Source organism: Streptomyces sp. NPDC002520 (assembly GCF_053595235.1).
The window spans coordinates 63778-82233 of sequence record NZ_JBSFXG010000017.1; the positions used below are offsets into that span (position 1 = coordinate 63778).

The window sequence follows — 18456 nt, forward strand, 5'->3', positions numbered from 1 at the left end:
GGGGGATGGGGACTCCCCCCTGAACGAGGTGAATCCTCTGCACGGCCCAACCAGGGCCGTAAGTACGTACTGCTGTTGTGGATTACCGCTTGCTGCTAGCTCGCCATGCGGCGGGCGGCGTCCTCGAGACGGTCCGCGAGGGAGCCGTTGATGACCTCGTCACCGACCTGCACCCGGATCCCGCCGACGACCTCGGGGTCGACGTCGAGGTTGAGGTGCATCCGGCGGCCGTAGAGCTTCGCCAGGGAGTCGCCCAGGCGCTGCTTCTGCGGGTCGCTCAGCGGCACCGCGGAGGTGACGGTCGCCACCAGACGGTCCCGGCGCTCGGCGGCGAGCTTGGACAGGGACTCCAGTCCCGCTTCCAGGCTACGTCCACGCGGCGCGGTGACCAGGCGGACCACCAGACGCTCGGTGACGGGCTTGGCCCGACCGCCGAGCAGGCGGTGCAGCAGCTCGACCTTGGCCGCGACGGCGGCGGACCGGTCGGTGAGCGCGGCACGCAGCTCGGTGTTCGAGGAGACGATCCGGCTGAACCGGAACAGCTCGTCCTCGGCGTCGTCGAGCGTGCCGTTCTTCTCCGCGGCGGTGAGGTCGGCGATGTCCGCCAGCTCCTCCAGCGCGTCGACCAGGTCGCGGGACTGCGACCAGCGGGACCGGGCCAGCCCGGCCACCAGGTCGGCGGCCTGGCCGCTCACCTGGCCGCCGATCAGGCGCTGGACCAGCTCGGCCTTCGCCTCCGCGTGCTGCGCCGGGTCGGTGAGGACCCGGCGCAGGCCGGCCTCGCGGTCGAGCAGCGCGGTAACGGCCGCCAGCTCGTCGGCGAGCGCGACCGCGTCCACGGACGTGGAGTCCGTCAGCGCGTCGAGACGCTCACGCGCGGCAGCCAGTGCCTCGCGGCTCGCTCCGTTCATCGCGCGGCCTCGGCCTTCTCCTCAAGCTCGTCGAGGAAGCGGTCGATCACACGGCTCTGGCGGGCGTGGTCCTCGAGGGACTCGCCGACGAGCTTGCCGGCCAGCTCGGTGGCCAGCGCGCCGACGTCCTGCCGGAGCGCCTGCGCGGCGGCCTTGCGGTCGGCCTCGATCTGGGCGTGACCGGCGGCGACGATCTCCTCGCGCTGCCGCTGGCCCTCGGCCCGCATCTCGGTGATGAGCGCGGCGCCCTGCTCCTGAGCCTCCTGGCGCAGCCGCGCGGCCTCGTGCCGAGCCTCGGCGAGCTGGGCCTTGTACTGCTCAAGGACGCTCTGAGCCTCGATCTGCGCGGCCTCGGCCTTCTCGATACCGCCCTCGATGGCTTCGCGGCGCTCGTCCAGAACCTTGTTGATGTTCGGGAGGAGCTTCTTGGCGAGGAAACCGAAGACGATGACGAAGGCGATCAGGCCGATCACGAGCTCTGGGATCGGCGGGATGAGGGGGTTCTCGGGTCCCTCAGCCGCCAGCTGAACCAGGGGGCTCATATCAGTGCCTTTCGTCTATGGATACGCGGCGGTCGGGTCAGGAGGCCGGGTAGACGAACGGCATGACCAGACCGATCAGGGCGAGCGCCTCACAGAAGGCGAAGCCGAGGATCTGGTTGGCGCGGATCAGACCGGCAGCCTCGGGCTGACGGGCCAGGGCCTGCGTGCCGTTACCGAAGATGATGCCGACGCCGACGCCCGGGCCGATGGCGGCGAGACCGTAACCGATGGAGCCGAGGTTGCCCTTGATCTGGACGCCGGCGGCAAGGGTTTCGAGAGCGGACATGCCGGTTCTTCCTTCTCTTTCAAATTCCGGTGGGGGTTGGCCACCGGATGTCTGGGTGGGTGGTCGGGAGGCTCAGTGGTGCTCGGCGAGCGCGCCCTGGATGAAGCTGCAGGTCAGGAGTACGAAGACGTAGGCCTGAACAGCCTGGATGAAGAGTTCGAAGGCCGTCATGACGATGACCATCACGAACGACACGCCGGAGTAGGCGATGCCGATGCCGTTGAGCATGTACCAGCTGGCGACCGTGAAGAGCAGCAGCAGGGTGTGGCCCGCGAACATGTTCGCGAAGAGTCGGACGGCGTGCGTGAAGGGCCGCACGAGCAGGTTCGAGAACAGCTCGATCGTCATCGAGAGCGGGAGCACCCCGCCCAGCGACTTGTCGTAGCCGGTGAAGTTCTTCAGGGCACCGACGAAGCCGTGCCGCTTGAAGGTCAGGGAGACCCAGAGGATGTAGACGATGCCGGCCAGGACGGCGGGGTACGAGATGATCGCCGTGACCGGGAACTGGGCGATCGGGATGATCGACCAGAGGTTCATCATCCAGATGAAGAAGAACAGCGAGACGACCAGCGGGACGTACTTCTCGCCCTCCTTCTTGCCGATGGTCTCGTAGACGACGCCACGGCGGATGAAGTCGTAGCCGCTCTCGGCCACCAGCTGGAGCTTGCCCGGGACAACCTTCGGCTTGGCGAAGGCGGCCCAGAAGAAGCCCACGACGATGACGGAGCCGAGCAGCGCCAGCAGCATCGTCTTGTTGAAGTACGCGTTGCTGTCCGCGTTGCCCCAGAGCGGCTCGAAGAGGAACGAGTGGAGGCCCGGGGCGACGGTGTCGAAGCCACACCCGTTGAACAGGTGACAGCTCGTGTCGAAAGCGAGCGTCTGCGTCGGGTCAGCACTCACCGCGGGCTCCTTCATCGTGGCGCATAGGTACGGCAACCTCGTTGTGTCGGCGCGGCGTGCGGCCGCAGTTCGGCACGGGACTGGTGTTACGGATGTGGGGGCGGCTGTGGGGCATCTCGCCTCGCGATGGAACAGGCGTCAGCTCGGATGCCCGCGCCCGCGATGCCGCAGTTGGCACCGGACGATAGCAGGATCCCTCGTGCGCCTTTATCCCGGGCCTACCTCTCACGACGAGTGCCCCGACTTCTCGGGCTTGTCGCCCTTCGACGAGGCATCGGGATCGACGTAGAGGATCTTGGCCTTCATGTGCGCACGCGTCTGCGCGGCGATCCACGTCAGGGTGGAGACCACGAGGACGATGGCGAAGGCCCGGGGGTTGAACAGCGTCGTGTTCTTGAACGCTGCGACGAAGATGACCAGCAGCAGCAGCTGGGCCGCGTAGAGCATCAGGCCCATCATCTGGAACAGCTGCGGAAATGATGTGGCGGTGCGCTGGAGCACGTAGAGACCGAGCCCCATGAAGAGGATCACGATCAGCGTCGCGACGACCGCACCGATGGCTCCCTTGCCGCCCGCGACCACACCGCTGACGACGGCGGCGATCGCGCCGACGGCAGCCGTGGGCACGGCGGCCTGGGCCAGGATCCGGACGTCATTGGACGGCATGGCGGCAACTCCGCTTTTCACAGGGGGCAAGGGGTGTCGTCATGGACGAGCGTAGTCCCGGGCTGAGTGAACGAGACCTCACACCAAGGGGCCGTCGCACTACGGTCCTTCGGTTCTCTCCGGGGTTCTCGTGAACGGTATCACAAACTATTTGATGAGGTCTTTACCTGCTAGGTGTGCTTGCTGTCACACGTGAGAGTGAACCTGCACGTCTGAGCAAAAACCGAGCCCCTTTGTCTGGTATTGGGGAACTTCGTTCCCCCATGACTGGGCAATGCTCTAGTCAGATTCTTACCTTGGCGCCCTCAGCGGATGCGCGAACGGGGGCCGATCGCGGTCGCTCCGTTGACACCGGACGCGGCGGCCGTGACCGGAGTGCGTCCCGCGGCCTCCGCCGTCTCGTCCTCGAGGGCCGCCGTGTCCTCGGCTTCCTCGGCGTCCACGGCGTCCACGGCGTCCACGGCGTCCTCGGCCCCGGCCGGCGCCTCCGCGTCCCGCCGGCGCCTGCGGTAGCGCGGCGGGACGAACCGCTCCGCCCACCTCGGGGCACGCGGCGTGAAGCGCGGCAGCAGGAGCAGGACCAGGCCGATGGAGCTGAGGAAGACCACGCCGAGGACGATCCACATCGACGCCGAGTTGACCGAGTAGGCGAGCGCGCCGAACGCGATCAGGGCCGACCAGAAGTACATGATCAGCACGGCCCGGCTGTGCGAGTGGCCGATCTCCAGCAGCCGGTGGTGCAGGTGGCCGCGGTCGGCGGCGAACGGGGACTGTCCGCGCCAGGTACGGCGGACGATCGCCAGGACCAGGTCCGCGGCCGGCACCGCGATGACCGTCAGCGGAAGGATCAGCGGGATGTAGACGGGCACCGTCTGGTGGACCGCCGCCTTCTCCGAACCCGTGAACAGCGCCAGCGCGTCCGGGTCGACCTGACCGGTGATGGAGATCGCGCCCGCCGCCAGCACCAGGCCGATCAGCATCGAGCCCGAGTCGCCCATGAAGATCCGCGCCGGGTGCATGTTGTGCGGCAGGAAGCCCAGGCACATGCCGATCAGGATCGCCGAGAAGAGGGTCGCCGGCGCCGCGGCCTCGATGCCGTACGAGTACCACATCCGGTACGAGTACAGGAAGAACGCCGTCGCCGCGATGCCGACCATGCCCGCCGCGAGGCCGTCCAGGCCGTCCACGAAGTTCACCGCGTTGATCGTGATGACGACCAGCGCCACCGTCAGCAGCGTGCCCTGCCACTGGGTCAGCGCCACGTTGCCGATACCCGGGATGGGCAGCCACAGGATCGTCAGCCCCTGCATGACCATGACGCCGGCGGCGATCATCTGGCCGCCCAGCTTGATCAGCGCGTCGATCTCGAACTTGTCGTCCAGCACACCGATCAGCCAGATCAGCGCGGCCCCGGAGAGCAGCGCCCTGGGTTCGTTGGACTTGACGAAGACCTCGTTGAGGTTGGTCAGGTGGTCGGCGACCAGCAGACCCGCGCACAGCCCGAAGAACATCGCGATCCCGCCGAGGCGCGGAGTGGGCTCCCGGTGCACGTCACGTGCCCGGATCTCCGGCATGGCTCCGGCCACGATCGCGAATTTCCGTACCGGCCCTGTCAGCAGATACGTCACCGCGGCCGTGATGCAGAGCGTCAGCAGGTATTCACGCACGGGCTTCCCCACAGGTCTCGCTGGCCATCTCAGCCTCACACCCTAGCGACGGACGCATATGGTTGAGGACTTCCGGGTAGCGACGATGGTTGCACGTGCGGCTGTGCACGACGTCCACCTCCGGGTGTGCGAAACCCCTCGCACCCCCCGCTCAGCCGGGATACGGCGGAAATCTACCGGTCAGCTCACGCACCCGCGCACGCGCCCCGGCCGGGTCCCGCTCACCTCGCAGCACGCCCGCCAGCAGCGCGGCGATCGTGGCCATCTCCTGCTCCCCCATGCCCTGGGTGGTCACCGCGGCCGTGCCCAGGCGCAGGCCCCTGAGGTCCCCGTGCGGCAGCGCACAGCAGTCCAGCACGATCCCGGCCGCCGCGAGCAGGCCGCGCGCGGTGCGGCCGTCCACACCGAGCGGCGCCGGGTCCGCGGTGATCAGATGCGTGTCCGTGCCTCCGGTGACGACGGCCAGCCCCGCGTCCGCCAGGCCCGCCGCGAGCACCCGGGCGTTGGCGACCACCTGATGGGCGTACGCGCCGAACGCCGGCGTCGCCGCCTCGCCGAACGCCACCGCCTTGGCGGCGATGGTGTGCATCTGCGCCCCGCCCTGTGTGAAGGGGAAGACGGCCCGGTCGACCCGCTCGGCCAGCTCGCTCCCGCACAGGATCATCCCGCCGCGCGGACCGCGCAGCACCTTGTGCGTGGTGGCGCACACGACATCGGCGTACGGCACCGGGCTCGGCGCCGCTCCCCCGGCGACCAGACCGATCGGGTGCGCCGCGTCGGCGATCAGATAGGCGCCCACCTCGTCGGCGACCTCGCGGAAGAACGCGTAGTCGATGTGGCGTGGGTAGGCGATCGAGCCGCACACGATGGCCTTGGGCCGGTGGTTGCGGGCCAGGTGGCGCACCTGGTCGTGGTCGATGTGCCCGGTCTCGGCGTCGACGCCGTACCCGACGAAGTCGAACCAGCGGCCGGAGAAGTTCGCGGGCGAGCCGTGCGTGAGGTGGCCGCCGTAGGGCAGCCCGAGGGCCAGGACGGTGTCGCCGGGGCGCAGCAGGGCGGCATAGGCCGCCAGGACGGCCGAAGAGCCCGAGTGGGACTGGACGTTGGCGTGTTCCGCCCCGAAGAGCGCCTTGGCCCGCTCGACGGCGAGGCGTTCGGCGAGGTCGACCAGTTCGCAGCCACCGTGGTGCCGGGCCCCGGGATAACCCTCCGCGTACTTGTTGGCGAGCGGCGAGCCGAGGGCGGCGAGCACGGCCGGCGAGGTGAAGTTCTCGGCGGCGATCAGCTGGAGCGTCGTCGACTGCCGTGTGAGCTCCGCGAACAGGATGTCGGCGAGTTCGGGGTCCTGTTGCCGCAGGACGTCGGTCTCGAGGGCAAGGGTGACCGCCATGGTGGGCTCCTGGGCGTCGGCGGGGGACCTAGGTCCAATGTAGGCCCGGGGTGGGCGGGATGCCCGGTTTTGCGACGCTCCGGAGCCCGCGGAGGGCTCCGCGGTGATGACGACCGCGGGTTCGCCGTGGCCGGTCGCGCCCACGCGGCGGAGCCGCACATGGGACAGCCCCGCGCCCCTTCGGAGCGCTCAGGAGCCCTACATCCGCGCCGTGACCCCCGTCAGCGCTGTCACCACCGGATCCAGCGCCTCGTGTATCTCGTCCCCGATCGACCGGAAGAACGGCAGCGGTGCGCCGTACGGGTCGTACACCTCGTCGGCCTCCGCCGTGGGGGCCAGCAGCCACCCGCGTAGAGCGGCGGCGGCCCGGACCAGGGCGCGCGCACGCGCGACCACGCCGTCCTCCAGCGGAGGCAGCGTCGTCGGGTCTATGGCGCGGACCAGGCGGGTGAACTCCTTCAGCGTGAAGGTGCGCAGGCCCGCGGAGTGGCCCATGGAGATGACCTGGGCGCGGTGGTCGCGGGTGGCCGTCAGGACGAGGTCGGCCATGATGACGTGCTCGTCCAGCAGCTCCCGGCCGGTGAAGCCGGTGGCGTCCGCGCCGAACTCGGCGAGCACGGCCTCCGCGTTCGCCTCCATCGGGGCTCCCTCGTGGCCCCAGGTTCCCGCGCTCTCCACGATCAGCCCGCCGCCGAGTACACCGAGCCGCTCCGCCACGAAATGGCGGGTCAGGCGCTCGGTGATCGGCGAGCGGCACACGTTGCCGGTGCTGACGTTGAGGATGCGGAAGGTGTCGCGCGGAAACCCGAAGGTCGTGGTCTGCTCCGCCGTACGTTCCCCGTTGCCTATGCCACGCCCCGGTTCAGGGGCCGTCAATTCGCCACCTCGAGGTCGGGTACGACCTTCCGCAGTTCGTCCGGGGAGATCGAGCCCTCGCGCAGCAGCACCGGCACGTCGCCGGAGACGTCCACGATGGACGACGGGACGATGCCGGGGGTGGGGCCGCCGTCGAGGTAGACGGAGACGGAGTCGCCGAGCATCTCCTGGGCGGCGTCGCAGTCCTCCGGCGCCGGGTGGCCGGTGAGGTTGGCGGAGGAGACGGCCATGGGGCCGACCTCGGTCAGCAGCTCGATGGCGACCGGGTGCAGCGGCATGCGCACCGCGACGGTGCCCCGGGTGTCGCCGAGGTCCCACTGCAGGGACGGCTGGTGCCTGGCGACGAGCGTGAGGGCACCCGGCCAGAACGCGTCGACCAGTTCCCAGGCCATCTCGGAGAAGTCCGTGACAAGGCCGTGCAGGGTGTTCGGGGAGCCGATGAGGACAGGGGTGGGCATGTTGCGGCCCCGGCCCTTGGCGGCGAGAAGGTCGGCGACGGCCTCCGAGGAGAACGCGTCGGCACCGATGCCGTACACCGTGTCGGTCGGCAGCACCACCAGCTCGCCCCGGCGGACGGCCGACGCGGCCTCGCGCAGACCCGTCGCGCGGTCGGTCGCGTCGTTGGTGTCGTATCGCCGTGCCATCTAGCTGGCCTCCTCGTACACGTACAGCGGGGGGAAAGTCGTCAGGGTGCTCACGGCAGCGCCTTGCGGGCGGTGGCGAAGCGCGGCCGGTTGTTGAGGTCGGGGTGATCGGCCGCGTCGGCCCAGCCCCGCTCCTCGGTGAAGATCCACGGCACCTGCCCGCCCTGGGTGTCGGCGTGCTCGATGACGACGACCCCGCCGGGGCGCAGCAGCCGGTGCGCGGCGCGTTCCAGACCCCGGATGAGGTCCAGACCGTCCTCGCCGGAGAACAACGCGAGCTCCGGGTCGTAGTCACGGGCCTCGGGGGCTACGTACTCCCACTCGGTGAGCGGGATGTACGGCGGGTTGGAGACGACCAGGTCGACCTGACCGTCGAGGTCGTGGAAGGCGTCGAGGGCGTTGCCCTGGCGCAGGTCGACCCTGGAGCCCGCGACGTTCTTCCGGGTCCACACCAGGGCGTCCTCGGACAGTTCCACGGCGTGCACGCTCGAGCGCGGGACCTCCTGGGCGAGGGCCAGCGCGATGGCGCCCGAACCGGTGCACAGGTCGACGATGCACGGCTCCACGACGTCCATGGCGCGCACCGCGTCTATGGCCCAGCCGACCACGGACTCGGTCTCCGGCCGGGGCACGAAGACACCCGGGCCGACCTGGAGTTCCAGGTACCGGAAGTAGGCCCGCCCGGTGATGTGCTGGAGCGGCTCGCGCTGCTCGCGGCGGGCGATGACCTCCCAGTAGCGGGCGTCGAAGTCGGAGTCCTTCACCGTGTGCAGCTGGCCGCGCTTGACGCCGTGCACGAACGCGGCGAGTTCCTCGGCGTCGTTGCGCGGCGAGGGCACACCGGCGTCGGCCAGCCGCTGGGTGGCCTGGGCCACCTCCGCGAGCAGCACGCTGCGAGGGGTCGGGGGTCGCCCCCCGAGGTCTTGCTGCACGCTCGTCCTCCGGTCCTCGTGCTTCGTCCTGCGTGGGTCCTGGCTGCCTCAGGCGGCCGCGAGCCTGGCCGCCGAGTCGGCGTCGACGCAGGCCTGGATCACCGCGTCGAGCTCGCCGTCCAGGACCTGGTCCAGGTTGTAGGCCTTGAAGCCGACGCGGTGGTCCGAGATGCGGTTCTCCGGGAAGTTGTACGTACGGATCTTCTCGGAGCGGTCGACCGTGCGGACCTGGCTGCGGCGGGCGTCGGCGGCCTCCCGCTCGGCCTCCTCCTGCGCCGCGGCGAGCAGCCTGGAGCGCAGGATACGCATCGCCTGCTCCTTGTTCTGGAGCTGGCTCTTCTCGTTCTGGCAGGAGGCGACGACACCGGTCGGCAGGTGCGTGATGCGCACGGCGGAGTCGGTGGTGTTGACCGACTGGCCGCCGGGGCCGGAGGAGCGGTAGACGTCGATGCGCAGGTCGTTCGGGTTGATCTCGACGTCGATCTCCTCGGCCTCCGGGGTCACGAGGACACCGGCGGCGGAGGTGTGGATACGGCCCTGGGACTCGGTGGCCGGCACGCGCTGCACGCGGTGCACACCGCCCTCGTACTTCAGCCGGGCCCACACGCCCTGGCCGGGCTCTGTGGCGCCCTGGCCGCCCTTGGTCTTCACGGCGACCTGGACGTCCTTGTAGCCACCCAGCTCGGACTCGGTGGCGTCGATGATCTCGGTCTTCCAGCCGACGCGCTCGGCGTAGCGCAGGTACATGCGCAGCAGGTCACCGGCGAACAGCGCGGACTCGTCGCCACCGGCGCCCGCCTTGATCTCCAGGATGACGTCCTTGTCGTCGCTGGGGTCGCGCGGGACGAGCAGCAGGCGCAGCTTCTCGGTCTGCTCCTCGCGCAGCTTCTCCAGCTCCTTGACCTCGGCTGCGAAGTCGGGGTCGTCGGCGGCGAACTCGCGTGCGGTCTCGATGTCGTCACCGGACTGCTTCCAGGAGCGGTACGTGGCGACGATCGGGGTGAGCTCGGCGTAGCGCTTGTTCAGCTTGCGCGCGTTGGCCTGGTCGGCGTGGACCGACGGGTCGGCGAGCTTCTTCTCCAGATCGGCATGCTCGGCGACGAGTTCCTCGACGGCCTCGAACATCTTGGGCTCCTGTACTGCGATGAAGGGAAGGGCGGGCGACCAAAAACGCCGGTCCCGGGCACACCCCGGCTTGGGGCGTGACCGTGGACCGGCGAAATGGGGCTCGCTACTTCTTGGAGCCGGCTGCGGCCTTGCCGAAGCGGGCCTCGAAGCGGGCCACACGGCCACCGGTGTCGAGGATCTTCTGCTTGCCCGTGTAGAACGGGTGGCACTCGGAGCAGACCTCGGCGCGGATGGTGCCGCTCTGGATCGTGCTACGGGTGGTGAACGACGCGCCACAGGTGCAGCTGACCTGCGTCTCGACGTACTCGGGGTGGATGTCGCGCTTCAAGGGAGTCTCCTAGGTTCGGGAGGGCGCCGGGTCGCCGCCGCGGGATGCGGGAGCGTGAACCGGAGCCGACGTACCAGTCTGCCAGGACTGGGGCCATCCTCCCAAACCGGGGGTGAGGGTGTTCTATTCCTGTGACGGGCCTGCCGCTGAGGGTGTCCCTCAGGAACTCACCACGCCCTTGGCTCCTCCTGTGGCCGTGCCCGTCGTGGCCGACTTCGGGACCGGCCGGTCCTTCTTCAGGGCGTCCCAGATCAGCTGGGCCTTCGCCTTCTGCACGAGGACGCGGTTGAGGTCGGCCGGGTCGTACCGGACCGGCATCGTGACCATGTTCATGTGGGACGAGCCGATGCCCTTGAGGCCGCCCGCGAAGTCGGCGAGGGAGTTGACCGAGCCGAGGTCGGAGTCGGTGGTGACGGACCTGGTGGCGGTGTCGGCGAGGTCGTACAGCTTCTTGGGGTTGCTGAGGACGCCGACCTGCTCGGCCTGGTCGAGCAGTGCCTTGACGAAGGCCTGCTGGAGCTGGATGCGGCCCAGGTCGGAGCCATCGCCGACGCCGTGCCGGGTGCGGACCAGGCCGAGGGCCTGACCGCCGTCCAGGGTGTGGGTGCCGGCCGGGAGGTTCAGATGGCTCTGCGGGTCGTGGATGGCCCGGGTGGTGGTGACGGGGACGCCGCCGAGGTCGTCGACGAGCTTCTGGAAGCCCTTGAAGTCGACCTCGAGGTAGTGGTCCATGCGGATGCCGGTGAGGGACTCGACCGTCTTCACCGCGCAGGCGGCGCCGCCGGTGGAGTAGGCGGAGTTGAACATCACCTGGGACGCGGCCGCATACGTGGTGCCCTTGGCGTCGGTGCAGGCGGGGCGGTCGATGAGGGTGTCGCGCGGGATGGAGATGACGGTGGCCTTCTTGTGGCCCTTGTACACGTGGACGATCATCGCGGTGTCGGAGCGGGCGCTGCCGTCGTCGGCGCCGCCGCCGAGCTTCTCGTTGGAGCCGGCGCGGGTGTCCGAGCCGAGGACCAGGATGTTCTGGGAGCCGTTGTCGACCTTCGTGGGCCGGTCGGCGCCGAGGGCCTGGTTGATGTCGACGCTCTTGAGGTTGCCGTTGAGCTTGAAGTAGACGTATCCGACGCCGGTGCCGCCGAGTACCACCACGCCGGCGGCCGTCCAGGCCGTGGCGAGCAGGGCCGTACGGCCTTTGCTGCGGGGCTTGCGGCGGCTGCCCCTGGCCGGGGGGCCGGTGTGGGCCGGCTCCGCTATGCCGGGCTCGGGCGTGTTCTCGGCGGACACGTCACTCCTAGGTCTCGTCCGGTCGGTACCCCCTGCTTTCAGGGTCGGATGCGGTCATCACCACACCATCGTCCCCCCGCCCGGTCGGACGGAGAAACTCGGGACAGGGTTGCACAACGCACCGTGCCCACCGCGTGGGGCGGTGGGCACGGTACGTAAGAGGGTGAAACGGAGGCGCGCCCCGCTCACCTGCGTTTTCAGCCGAAAAGGTCGTACTGATCGAATCCGGTACCGAGCGAGACACGTGTGGCAAAGATCTCGCTGGTCGCCTTGCCGGTGCCCTTGTAGAGGTACAGGGTGCCGCCGGGGGTGCGGGCCAGGAAGTCGGCCCTGCCGTCACCGCTCACGTCGCCGACCGCGTCGAAGGCGTTGTACCCGGTCCAGGCGCTGCGCACCTTGATACGGGCAAAGAAGGCGCCGGTGCCGGACTTGCCGGTGCCCTTGTAGAGGTAGAGGTCGCCGGTGCTCGACTGGCGGGCGAGCAGGTCGGCCTTGCCGTCGCCGGTGAAGTCACCGTGGCCGCGCACCGAGTTGTACTGGTTCCAGCCGGTGCCGACCGACACGCGCGAGCCGAAGGTGCCGTTGCCGTTGCCCGGGTAGATCCACATCGTGCCGCTGGAGTCGACGGAGAGCACGTCGGGCTTGTAGTCGCCGGTGACGTCGCCGGGGATGATGATCCGCTTGCGGGTCGTCCAGCCGGAGAACAGCTTCGTCGAGGTCCACGAACCGTCGGTGCGCGCGCTGTTGAGCACGAAGTGGTCCCAATACACGTCACCGGTGGAGCTGACCCGGTAGACGAAGTCCTGGTAGCCGTCGCGGTTGAGGTCGGTCGTCAGCACCAGGTTGACGCCGCTCCAGTCGCCCAGGGAGATCCGGGTGGCGAGCGAGGTGCCCTTGGAGTCCTTCTCGTAGCCGGTCTTCGTGGAGGAGTTACGCACGAAGAGGTCGGCCTTGCCGTCGGCGTAGCTCAGGTTGCTGTCGTCGATCTGCGGGTAGACCGCGCCGACGTACGTGGAGACCTTGCTGAAGACGCTGTAGGCGCCCTTCTCCACGCAGTCCTGGACACCCCAGGAGACCACTCCTGCGATCCGGCCGTTCACCACGAGCGGGCCACCGGAGTCGCCGTTGCAGGCGGAGGTCGTACCGCTGTCGCTGCCGGTGGCGGGGCTGCCCGCGCACACCATGTGATTCTTGATGAAGTCCGCGCCGTAGTAGCCGGCGCAGGTGGTGTCCGACTGGACGGGCAACATGGCCGTCTTCAGCGTCTGGGAGATGTCCTGGCTGGTGGAGCTGGTACGGCCCCAGCCGTAGAGCTTGGCGCTGGTGCCAGCGGCGTAGGAGGCCGTGTCGCCGGAGGTGACCATCCGGATCGGCGTGGCCTTGACCGGGACGCCCAGGGTGAGCACGGCGATGTCGTTGTCGATCTCCGCCGGGTTGTACGACGGGTTGTTCCACTGGCGCAGCACGCCGGTGGCCTGGCCGCCGTGCAGGTCCGTGGTGCCCGAGGAGCCGGTGGTGGGCAGCTGGTCGGTGCCGGTGACGACCGCACCGTTGGCCGCCCAGTTGTAGGCCTTGTTGTTCTCGTCGCGCAGGCAGTGCGAGGCGGTGAGGATCTTCGTCGGCGAGACGACCGAGCCCCCGCAGAAGAAGCCGATGTCGTCGCTGGTGTCGCTGGTGCCCCGGTCGTCGTAGTACCAGAGCTGGGCCATCCAGGGCGCGGTGGAGATGGTGGTCTCGCTGCCGCCGATGATCGCAGGCGAGACGGCACCGCCGCTGGTGCCGGTACCGCTGCTCTTGGTACCGCCCTTCGCGGGCTTGCTGGTGGCGTCGGCACCCGCGATGCGCTTCACCAGCGTGGCCTGCGACGGCTGACTGACCGCCGGCGCGGTACTGGGCTTGGGCAGCGCGGTGGCCGCACTGGCGGACACGGTGATCACGGCGGCGGCCACGGCGCCGGCGACACCGGCGGCGGCGAGGGGCAGGGCCAGGCGTATGCGCCGCCTGTGCCGCCCCGGCTGGGACGTGGACAAGGGTGTTTCCCCCCAGGAGAGACGAGCAGGACGGGGCACATGACACGCCCCCCACATCTCTCAGCGCCGAAAGGCCTGCCCCCGTCACAACAGTGACGGGGGCAGGCCTTTCGGCGGTCAGCGGATCACCGAAGTCTTCCGGCTCTCCCTGCGGAGCGACTAGTCGCCGTTGCCCGGCGTCGGCGTCGTCTTCTGGATCTGCATCAGGAACTCGACGTTCGACTTCGTCTGCTTCATCTTGTCGAGCAGCAGCTCGATCGCCTGCTGCTGGTCGAGCGCGTGCAGAACGCGCCGCAGCTTCCAGACGACGGCCAGCTCCTCGTTGCCGAGCAGGATCTCTTCCTTACGGGTGCCGGACGCGTCCACGTCCACCGCCGGGAAGATGCGCTTGTCGGCGAGCTTCCGGTCGAGCTTGAGCTCCATGTTGCCGGTGCCCTTGAACTCCTCGAAGATCACCTCGTCCATGCGGGACCCGGTGTCGACGAGCGCCGTCGCCAGGATGGTGAGCGAGCCACCGTCCTCGATGTTGCGCGCGGCACCGAAGAAGCGCTTCGGCGGGTACAGGGCGGTCGAGTCGACACCACCGGACAGGATACGGCCGGAAGCGGGCGCGGCCAGGTTGTACGCACGGCCCAGACGCGTGATCGAGTCGAGCAGCACGACGACGTCGTGGCCCAGCTCCACCAGGCGCTTGGCGCGCTCGATGGCGAGCTCGGCGACCGTGGTGTGGTCCTCGGCCGGGCGGTCGAAGGTCGAGGAGATGACCTCGCCCTTGACCGACCGCTGCATGTCGGTGACCTCTTCCGGACGCTCGTCGACGAGGACGACCATCAGGTGGCACTCGGGGTTGTTGTGCGTGATCGCGTTGGCGATCGCCTGCATGATCATGGTCTTGCCGGTCTTCGGCGGGGCCACGATCAGACCGCGCTGGCCCTTACCGATCGGCGACACGAGGTCGATGATGCGGGTGGTCAGCACGCCCGGGTCGGTCTCCAGACGGAGGCGGTCCTGCGGGTAGAGCGGGGTCAGCTTGGTGAACTCCGGGCGGCCACGGCCGTGTTCGGGCGCCATGCCGTTGACGGAGTCGAGGCGGACCAGCGCGTTGAACTTCTCGCGGCGCTCGCCGTCCTTGGGCTGACGGACCGCACCGGTGACGTGGTCACCCTTGCGCAGGCCGTTCTTGCGGACCTGGGCGAGGGAGACGTACACGTCGTTCGGGCCCGGCAGGTAGCCGGAGGTCCGGATGAACGCGTAGTTGTCGAGGATGTCGAGGATGCCCGCGACGGGGATCAGGACGTCGTCCTCGGCGAGCTGCGGCTCGTTCGCGCCGAACTCGTCGCGGCCACGGCGGCCACGGCGGTCGCGGTAGCGGCCCCGACGGCCACGACGGCCGCCCTCGAAGTCGTCGTCGTCCTGCGGCCCGGCGTTGCGGTCCTGACGGCCGCCGCCCTGCTGCTGACCCTGCTGCTGGCGGTCCTGACGGTCCTGGCGGTCCTGACGGCCGCCGCCCTGCTGCTCATCGCCCTTGCCCCGGCGGTCACGGTCGCGGTCGCGGCCGCGTTCACGGCGGTCGCGGCGGCCACGGCCCTCGCCGTCACCGGCGTCGCCCTTGGCCTCGCCCTGCTGCTGGGCGGGCGTCTCGGCCTTGGACTCGGTCTTCGCCTCGGCCACGACGGTCTCGGCGCCGCTCGCGGTGGGGCTGCCGGCGTCGGCGGTGGCGCGACGACGGCGGCGCTCGGCCGGGGCGTCCTCGCCGCCGGCGGGCTGACCGGGGATCTCGATCTGCTGCTGGGCCTTCTCGGCGGGGGCCTCCGCGCCCTTCTCCGCCGTCTCCGCCTTCTTCTCCGCGTCCTCACCCGTGCGGGCCTTGGAGGTCGTCCGGCGCTTGGGCTTGGTCTCGGTGGCGGCCTCGGCCTTGGGGGCGGCGCCCCCACCGGCCTGCGCCTCCTTGATGACCTCGATCAGCTGGCTCTTGCGCATACGCGCCGTGCCCCTGATGCCGAGGCCCGAGGCGACCTGCTGCAGCTCGGCCAGCACCATGCCCTCGAGGCCGGTACCGCGGCGCCGCCGCGAGCCGGCACCGGCGGCAGGCGCGGAGGCGTCCGTGGCGGGCGCGGCAGCGGTCTCCTCGACACGTGCGCCCATCAGATCGGTGGTGTCGCTCACGAAGGGTCCTTCCCTGGAGCGGACGTCGGCCTGTCTGGCTCGGCGACCGGTTGTGCTGTCCGGCTTCGGTTCTGTCTCTGTGAACCAAGCCGGGGCGGTGGTCCGCCCAATGCGGCGGAAGAGAATTTGCTGGTGATGGCGCTTCCGCGAGCGTGACATCCAGTGTCACGTGGCGTGGTAGCACCGATTCCGGAGTGTGCCCGGCGATCCGCTCAATGCCCGCGTACGACGTACTGCCCAGGTACGGCGCACGGAACACGAAGTGGCTTGGGAGACTCCCGGAAGAATGTCTGTCCCGGACGGGGACACGAGGCACCTCGCCATGGTGGGGTCGGGTGCAGACTTGAGGTTAACACTACCGGATCCAACAAACATTCCCCCTCTCCAAATCCGGCAACCGTACGCAGTTAATTCAGACCGGAGGGCGCAAGCGGCAGCACGCTCGCTCCCTGGACGTCGAGGTTCAGCCGGTTGGCGGCCCATTCGGGACCGGCCAGGGCTTGCACCTTGTCCGCGGTGTCGGCGTCGGCCAGGGCCATGACGGTCGGTCCTGCGCCGGAGATGACGGCCGGGACGCCGTCGGCGCGCAGCCGCTCCACCAGTGCGGCGCTGTCCGGCATGGCCGGGGCGCGGTACTCCTGGTGCAGACGGTCCTCGGTGGCGGGCAGCAGCAGCTCGGGGCGCCGGGTGAGGGCCTCGACGAGCAGGGCGGCACGGCCCGCGTTCGCGGCGGCGTCGACGTGCGGCACGGTGCGCGGGAGGAGACCTCGTGCGGTTGCGGTGAGGACCGGCTTTCCGGGGACGAAAACCACCGGAACGATGGAATCGTTCGGCTCCAGCCTGATCGCGCGGGCGGCGCCGGCCTCCATCCAGGCGATGGTGAAGCCGCCGAGCAGACACGGGGCCACGTTGTCCGGGTGGCCCTCGATCTCGGTGGCGAGTTCCAGCAGGGCGGCGTCGTCGAGGCGGGCCTCGCCGCCTATGGTCACCGCGCGCGCGGCGACGATGCCGGCGCAGATGGCGGCGGAGGAGGACCCCAGGCCGCGGCCGTGCGGGATGCGGTTGGCGCAGACGATCTCCAGGCCGCGGGGCTGGCCGCCCAGCAGATCGAAGGCGGTGCGCAGCGAACGGACGAGGAGGTGGCTCTCGTCACGAGGGAGGCTCTCGCTGCCCTCACCCGCGATGTCGATGTGCAGCCCGGAGTCGGCCACCCGGACGACGACGTCGTCGTACAGCCCCAGCGCGAGGCCCAGGGCGTCGAAGCCCGGACCGAGATTGGCGCTGGTGGCGGGAACGCGCACCCGGACGGCGGCGGCGCGGAACGCTGGACCGGCCATCGCTCGAAGACTCTCCTTGAGCTGCGTGACTGCCGAATGACACTCGACGGACATTTCGATGTGGACATTCGATGACGTACGAAGACCCGTCGGGCCGCGGAGACGGCGCGGCGCCGTGCCACACGCGAGGGCATATGCGGTGGGCGGGTTCAGTACAGCCTATCGAAGGAAGGTTGTGCGGCGACATAGGGCGCACAGGAGGCGCACGATGCGTGTCGCAAGCCCCCTGTGCACCCTGTCAGGGATTCGCCCCTGGCCGGGAGCCGGGAAGTCGGCCCTGTGCGGCCGCCGCGGATCGGCCCTGCTCAGGCCAGGCCGAGGCGCTCGGCCGCGGTGGCCGCGTCGACCGGGACGGTGACCGGCTGCGGGGCGCCGGCGACGGCCCAGTCGGGGTCCTTCAGACCGTTGCCGGTGACGGTGCACACGATCTTCTGGCCCGGGTCGACCTTGCCCTGCTCGGCGGCCTTGAGCAGACCGGCCACGGACGCGGCGGAGGCGGGCTCCACGAAGACGCCCTCCTGCGCGGCCAACAGCCGGTAGGCGCGCAGGATCTCACGGTCCGTCACCTCGTCGATGGCACCGCCGGACTCGTCCCGCGCGGCGAGCGCGTACTGCCAGGACGCGGGGTTGCCGATGCGGATGGCGGTGGCGATGGTCGAGGGGTCCTTGACGATCTCGCCGCGCACGATCGGGGCACTGCCGGAGGCCTGGAAGCCCCACATGCGCGGGGTCCGGGTGGAGATGCCGTCGGCGGCGTACTCCTTGTAGCCCCTCCAGTAGGCCGTGATGTTGCCCGCGTTGCCGACCGGCAGGACGTGGATGTCGGGCGCGTCGCCGAGCATGTCCACGATCTCGAAAGCGGCCGTCTTCTGGCCCTCGATACGCACCGGGTTGACCGAATTGACCAGCGCCACCGGGTAGTTCTCGCTCAAGGCACGCGCGAGCGTGAGGCAGTCGTCGAAGTTTCCGTCGACCTGGAGGATCTTCGCGCCGTGCACGAGGGCCTGGCCCATCTTGCCGAGGGCGATCTTGCCCTGCGGCACGAGCACGGCGGAGACCATGCCCGCGCGCACCGCGTACGCGGCGGCGGAGGCGGAGGTGTTGCCGGTGGAGGCGCAGATGACCGCCTTGGCCCCCTCCTCCTTGGCCTTGGAGATGGCCATGGTCATGCCCCGGTCCTTGAAGGAGCCGGTGGGGTTGGCCCCCTCCACCTTCAGGTGGACCTCACAGCCCGTGCGCTCGGAGAGCACCTGCGCGGGCACGAGGGGCGTACCGCCCTCGCGGAGCGTCACGACCGGCGTCGTGTCGGAGACGGGCAGCCTGTCCCGGTACTCCTCGATGATTCCGCGCCACTGGTGGGTCATTG

At 69.7% G+C, this 18456-nt stretch carries 17 protein-coding genes; all 17 read right to left on the bottom strand.

What is annotated here, in order from left to right:
- Nucleotides 1-95 precede the first annotated feature (95 nt).
- A complete protein-coding gene (locus tag ACWD5D_RS23690) occupies nt 96-911 on the bottom strand; it encodes a F0F1 ATP synthase subunit delta (RefSeq protein ID WP_451374730.1) in 816 nt (271 codons plus the stop codon).
- On the bottom strand, nt 908-1453 hold the full coding sequence (locus tag ACWD5D_RS23695) for a F0F1 ATP synthase subunit B (RefSeq protein ID WP_451374731.1): 546 nt from the start codon (nt 1451-1453) through the stop codon (nt 908-910). The genes ACWD5D_RS23690 and ACWD5D_RS23695 overlap by 4 nt, the downstream gene beginning before the upstream one ends.
- A 37-nt stretch (nt 1454-1490) precedes the next feature.
- Nucleotides 1491-1739, bottom strand: coding sequence for an ATP synthase subunit c family protein (locus tag ACWD5D_RS23700; RefSeq protein ID WP_018544514.1), 249 nt, complete (start codon nt 1737-1739; stop codon nt 1491-1493).
- Between the two features lie 72 nt (nt 1740-1811).
- Nucleotides 1812-2654 (bottom strand): F0F1 ATP synthase subunit A, encoded by an 843-nt coding sequence (atpB, locus tag ACWD5D_RS23705; RefSeq protein WP_451374732.1) that lies wholly within the window; start codon nt 2652-2654, stop codon nt 1812-1814.
- 210 nt (nt 2655-2864) lie between these two features.
- Nucleotides 2865-3305 carry a hypothetical protein gene (locus ACWD5D_RS23710; protein ID WP_451374733.1) on the bottom strand — a complete coding sequence of 147 codons (441 nt, stop codon included), beginning with the start codon at nt 3303-3305 and terminating at the stop codon, nt 2865-2867.
- Nucleotides 3306-3610: 305 nt separating this feature from the next.
- Nucleotides 3611-4972 (bottom strand): MraY family glycosyltransferase, encoded by a 1362-nt coding sequence (locus ACWD5D_RS23715; RefSeq protein ID WP_451374734.1) that lies wholly within the window; start codon nt 4970-4972, stop codon nt 3611-3613.
- Nucleotides 4973-5123: 151 nt separating this feature from the next.
- Nucleotides 5124-6362 carry a serine hydroxymethyltransferase gene (locus ACWD5D_RS23720; RefSeq protein ID WP_451374735.1) on the bottom strand — a complete coding sequence of 413 codons (1239 nt, stop codon included), beginning with the start codon at nt 6360-6362 and terminating at the stop codon, nt 5124-5126.
- Nucleotides 6363-6560: 198 nt separating this feature from the next.
- Nucleotides 6561-7238 carry an arsenate reductase/protein-tyrosine-phosphatase family protein gene (locus ACWD5D_RS23725; RefSeq protein WP_451374736.1) on the bottom strand — a complete coding sequence of 226 codons (678 nt, stop codon included), beginning with the start codon at nt 7236-7238 and terminating at the stop codon, nt 6561-6563.
- Nucleotides 7235-7882, bottom strand: coding sequence for an L-threonylcarbamoyladenylate synthase (locus tag ACWD5D_RS23730; RefSeq protein ID WP_451374737.1), 648 nt, complete (start codon nt 7880-7882; stop codon nt 7235-7237). Before ACWD5D_RS23730 ends, ACWD5D_RS23725 begins: the two co-directional genes overlap by 4 nt.
- 50 nt (nt 7883-7932) lie before the next feature.
- Nucleotides 7933-8772, bottom strand: coding sequence for a peptide chain release factor N(5)-glutamine methyltransferase (gene prmC, locus ACWD5D_RS23735; RefSeq protein WP_451374738.1), 840 nt, complete (start codon nt 8770-8772; stop codon nt 7933-7935).
- A 90-nt stretch (nt 8773-8862) separates the two neighbouring features.
- Complete coding sequence (gene prfA / locus ACWD5D_RS23740) at nt 8863-9939, bottom strand: peptide chain release factor 1 (RefSeq protein WP_451374739.1); 1077 nt, start codon at nt 9937-9939, stop codon at nt 8863-8865.
- A gap of 106 nt (nt 9940-10045) precedes the next feature.
- Nucleotides 10046-10270 (bottom strand): 50S ribosomal protein L31, encoded by a 225-nt coding sequence (gene rpmE, locus ACWD5D_RS23745; protein ID WP_030672379.1) that lies wholly within the window; start codon nt 10268-10270, stop codon nt 10046-10048.
- A 159-nt stretch (nt 10271-10429) separates the two neighbouring features.
- A complete protein-coding gene (locus tag ACWD5D_RS23750; RefSeq protein ID WP_451374740.1) occupies nt 10430-11557 on the bottom strand; it encodes an LCP family protein in 1128 nt (375 codons plus the stop codon).
- A gap of 197 nt (nt 11558-11754) precedes the next feature.
- The gene (locus tag ACWD5D_RS23755) at nt 11755-13506 is read right to left on the bottom strand and encodes a trypsin-like serine protease (RefSeq protein ID WP_451374822.1); all 1752 of its coding nucleotides are present in this window, start codon (nt 13504-13506) and stop codon (nt 11755-11757) included.
- A gap of 240 nt (nt 13507-13746) precedes the next feature.
- The gene (gene rho, locus ACWD5D_RS23760) at nt 13747-15753 is read right to left on the bottom strand and encodes a transcription termination factor Rho (protein ID WP_451374741.1); all 2007 of its coding nucleotides are present in this window, start codon (nt 15751-15753) and stop codon (nt 13747-13749) included.
- A gap of 407 nt (nt 15754-16160) precedes the next feature.
- A complete protein-coding gene (gene thrB / locus ACWD5D_RS23765; RefSeq protein WP_451374742.1) occupies nt 16161-17090 on the bottom strand; it encodes a homoserine kinase in 930 nt (309 codons plus the stop codon).
- A gap of 305 nt (nt 17091-17395) precedes the next feature.
- Nucleotides 17396-18454 carry a threonine synthase gene (gene thrC / locus ACWD5D_RS23770; RefSeq protein WP_451374743.1) on the bottom strand — a complete coding sequence of 353 codons (1059 nt, stop codon included), beginning with the start codon at nt 18452-18454 and terminating at the stop codon, nt 17396-17398.
- Nucleotides 18455-18456: the final 2 nt, after the last annotated feature.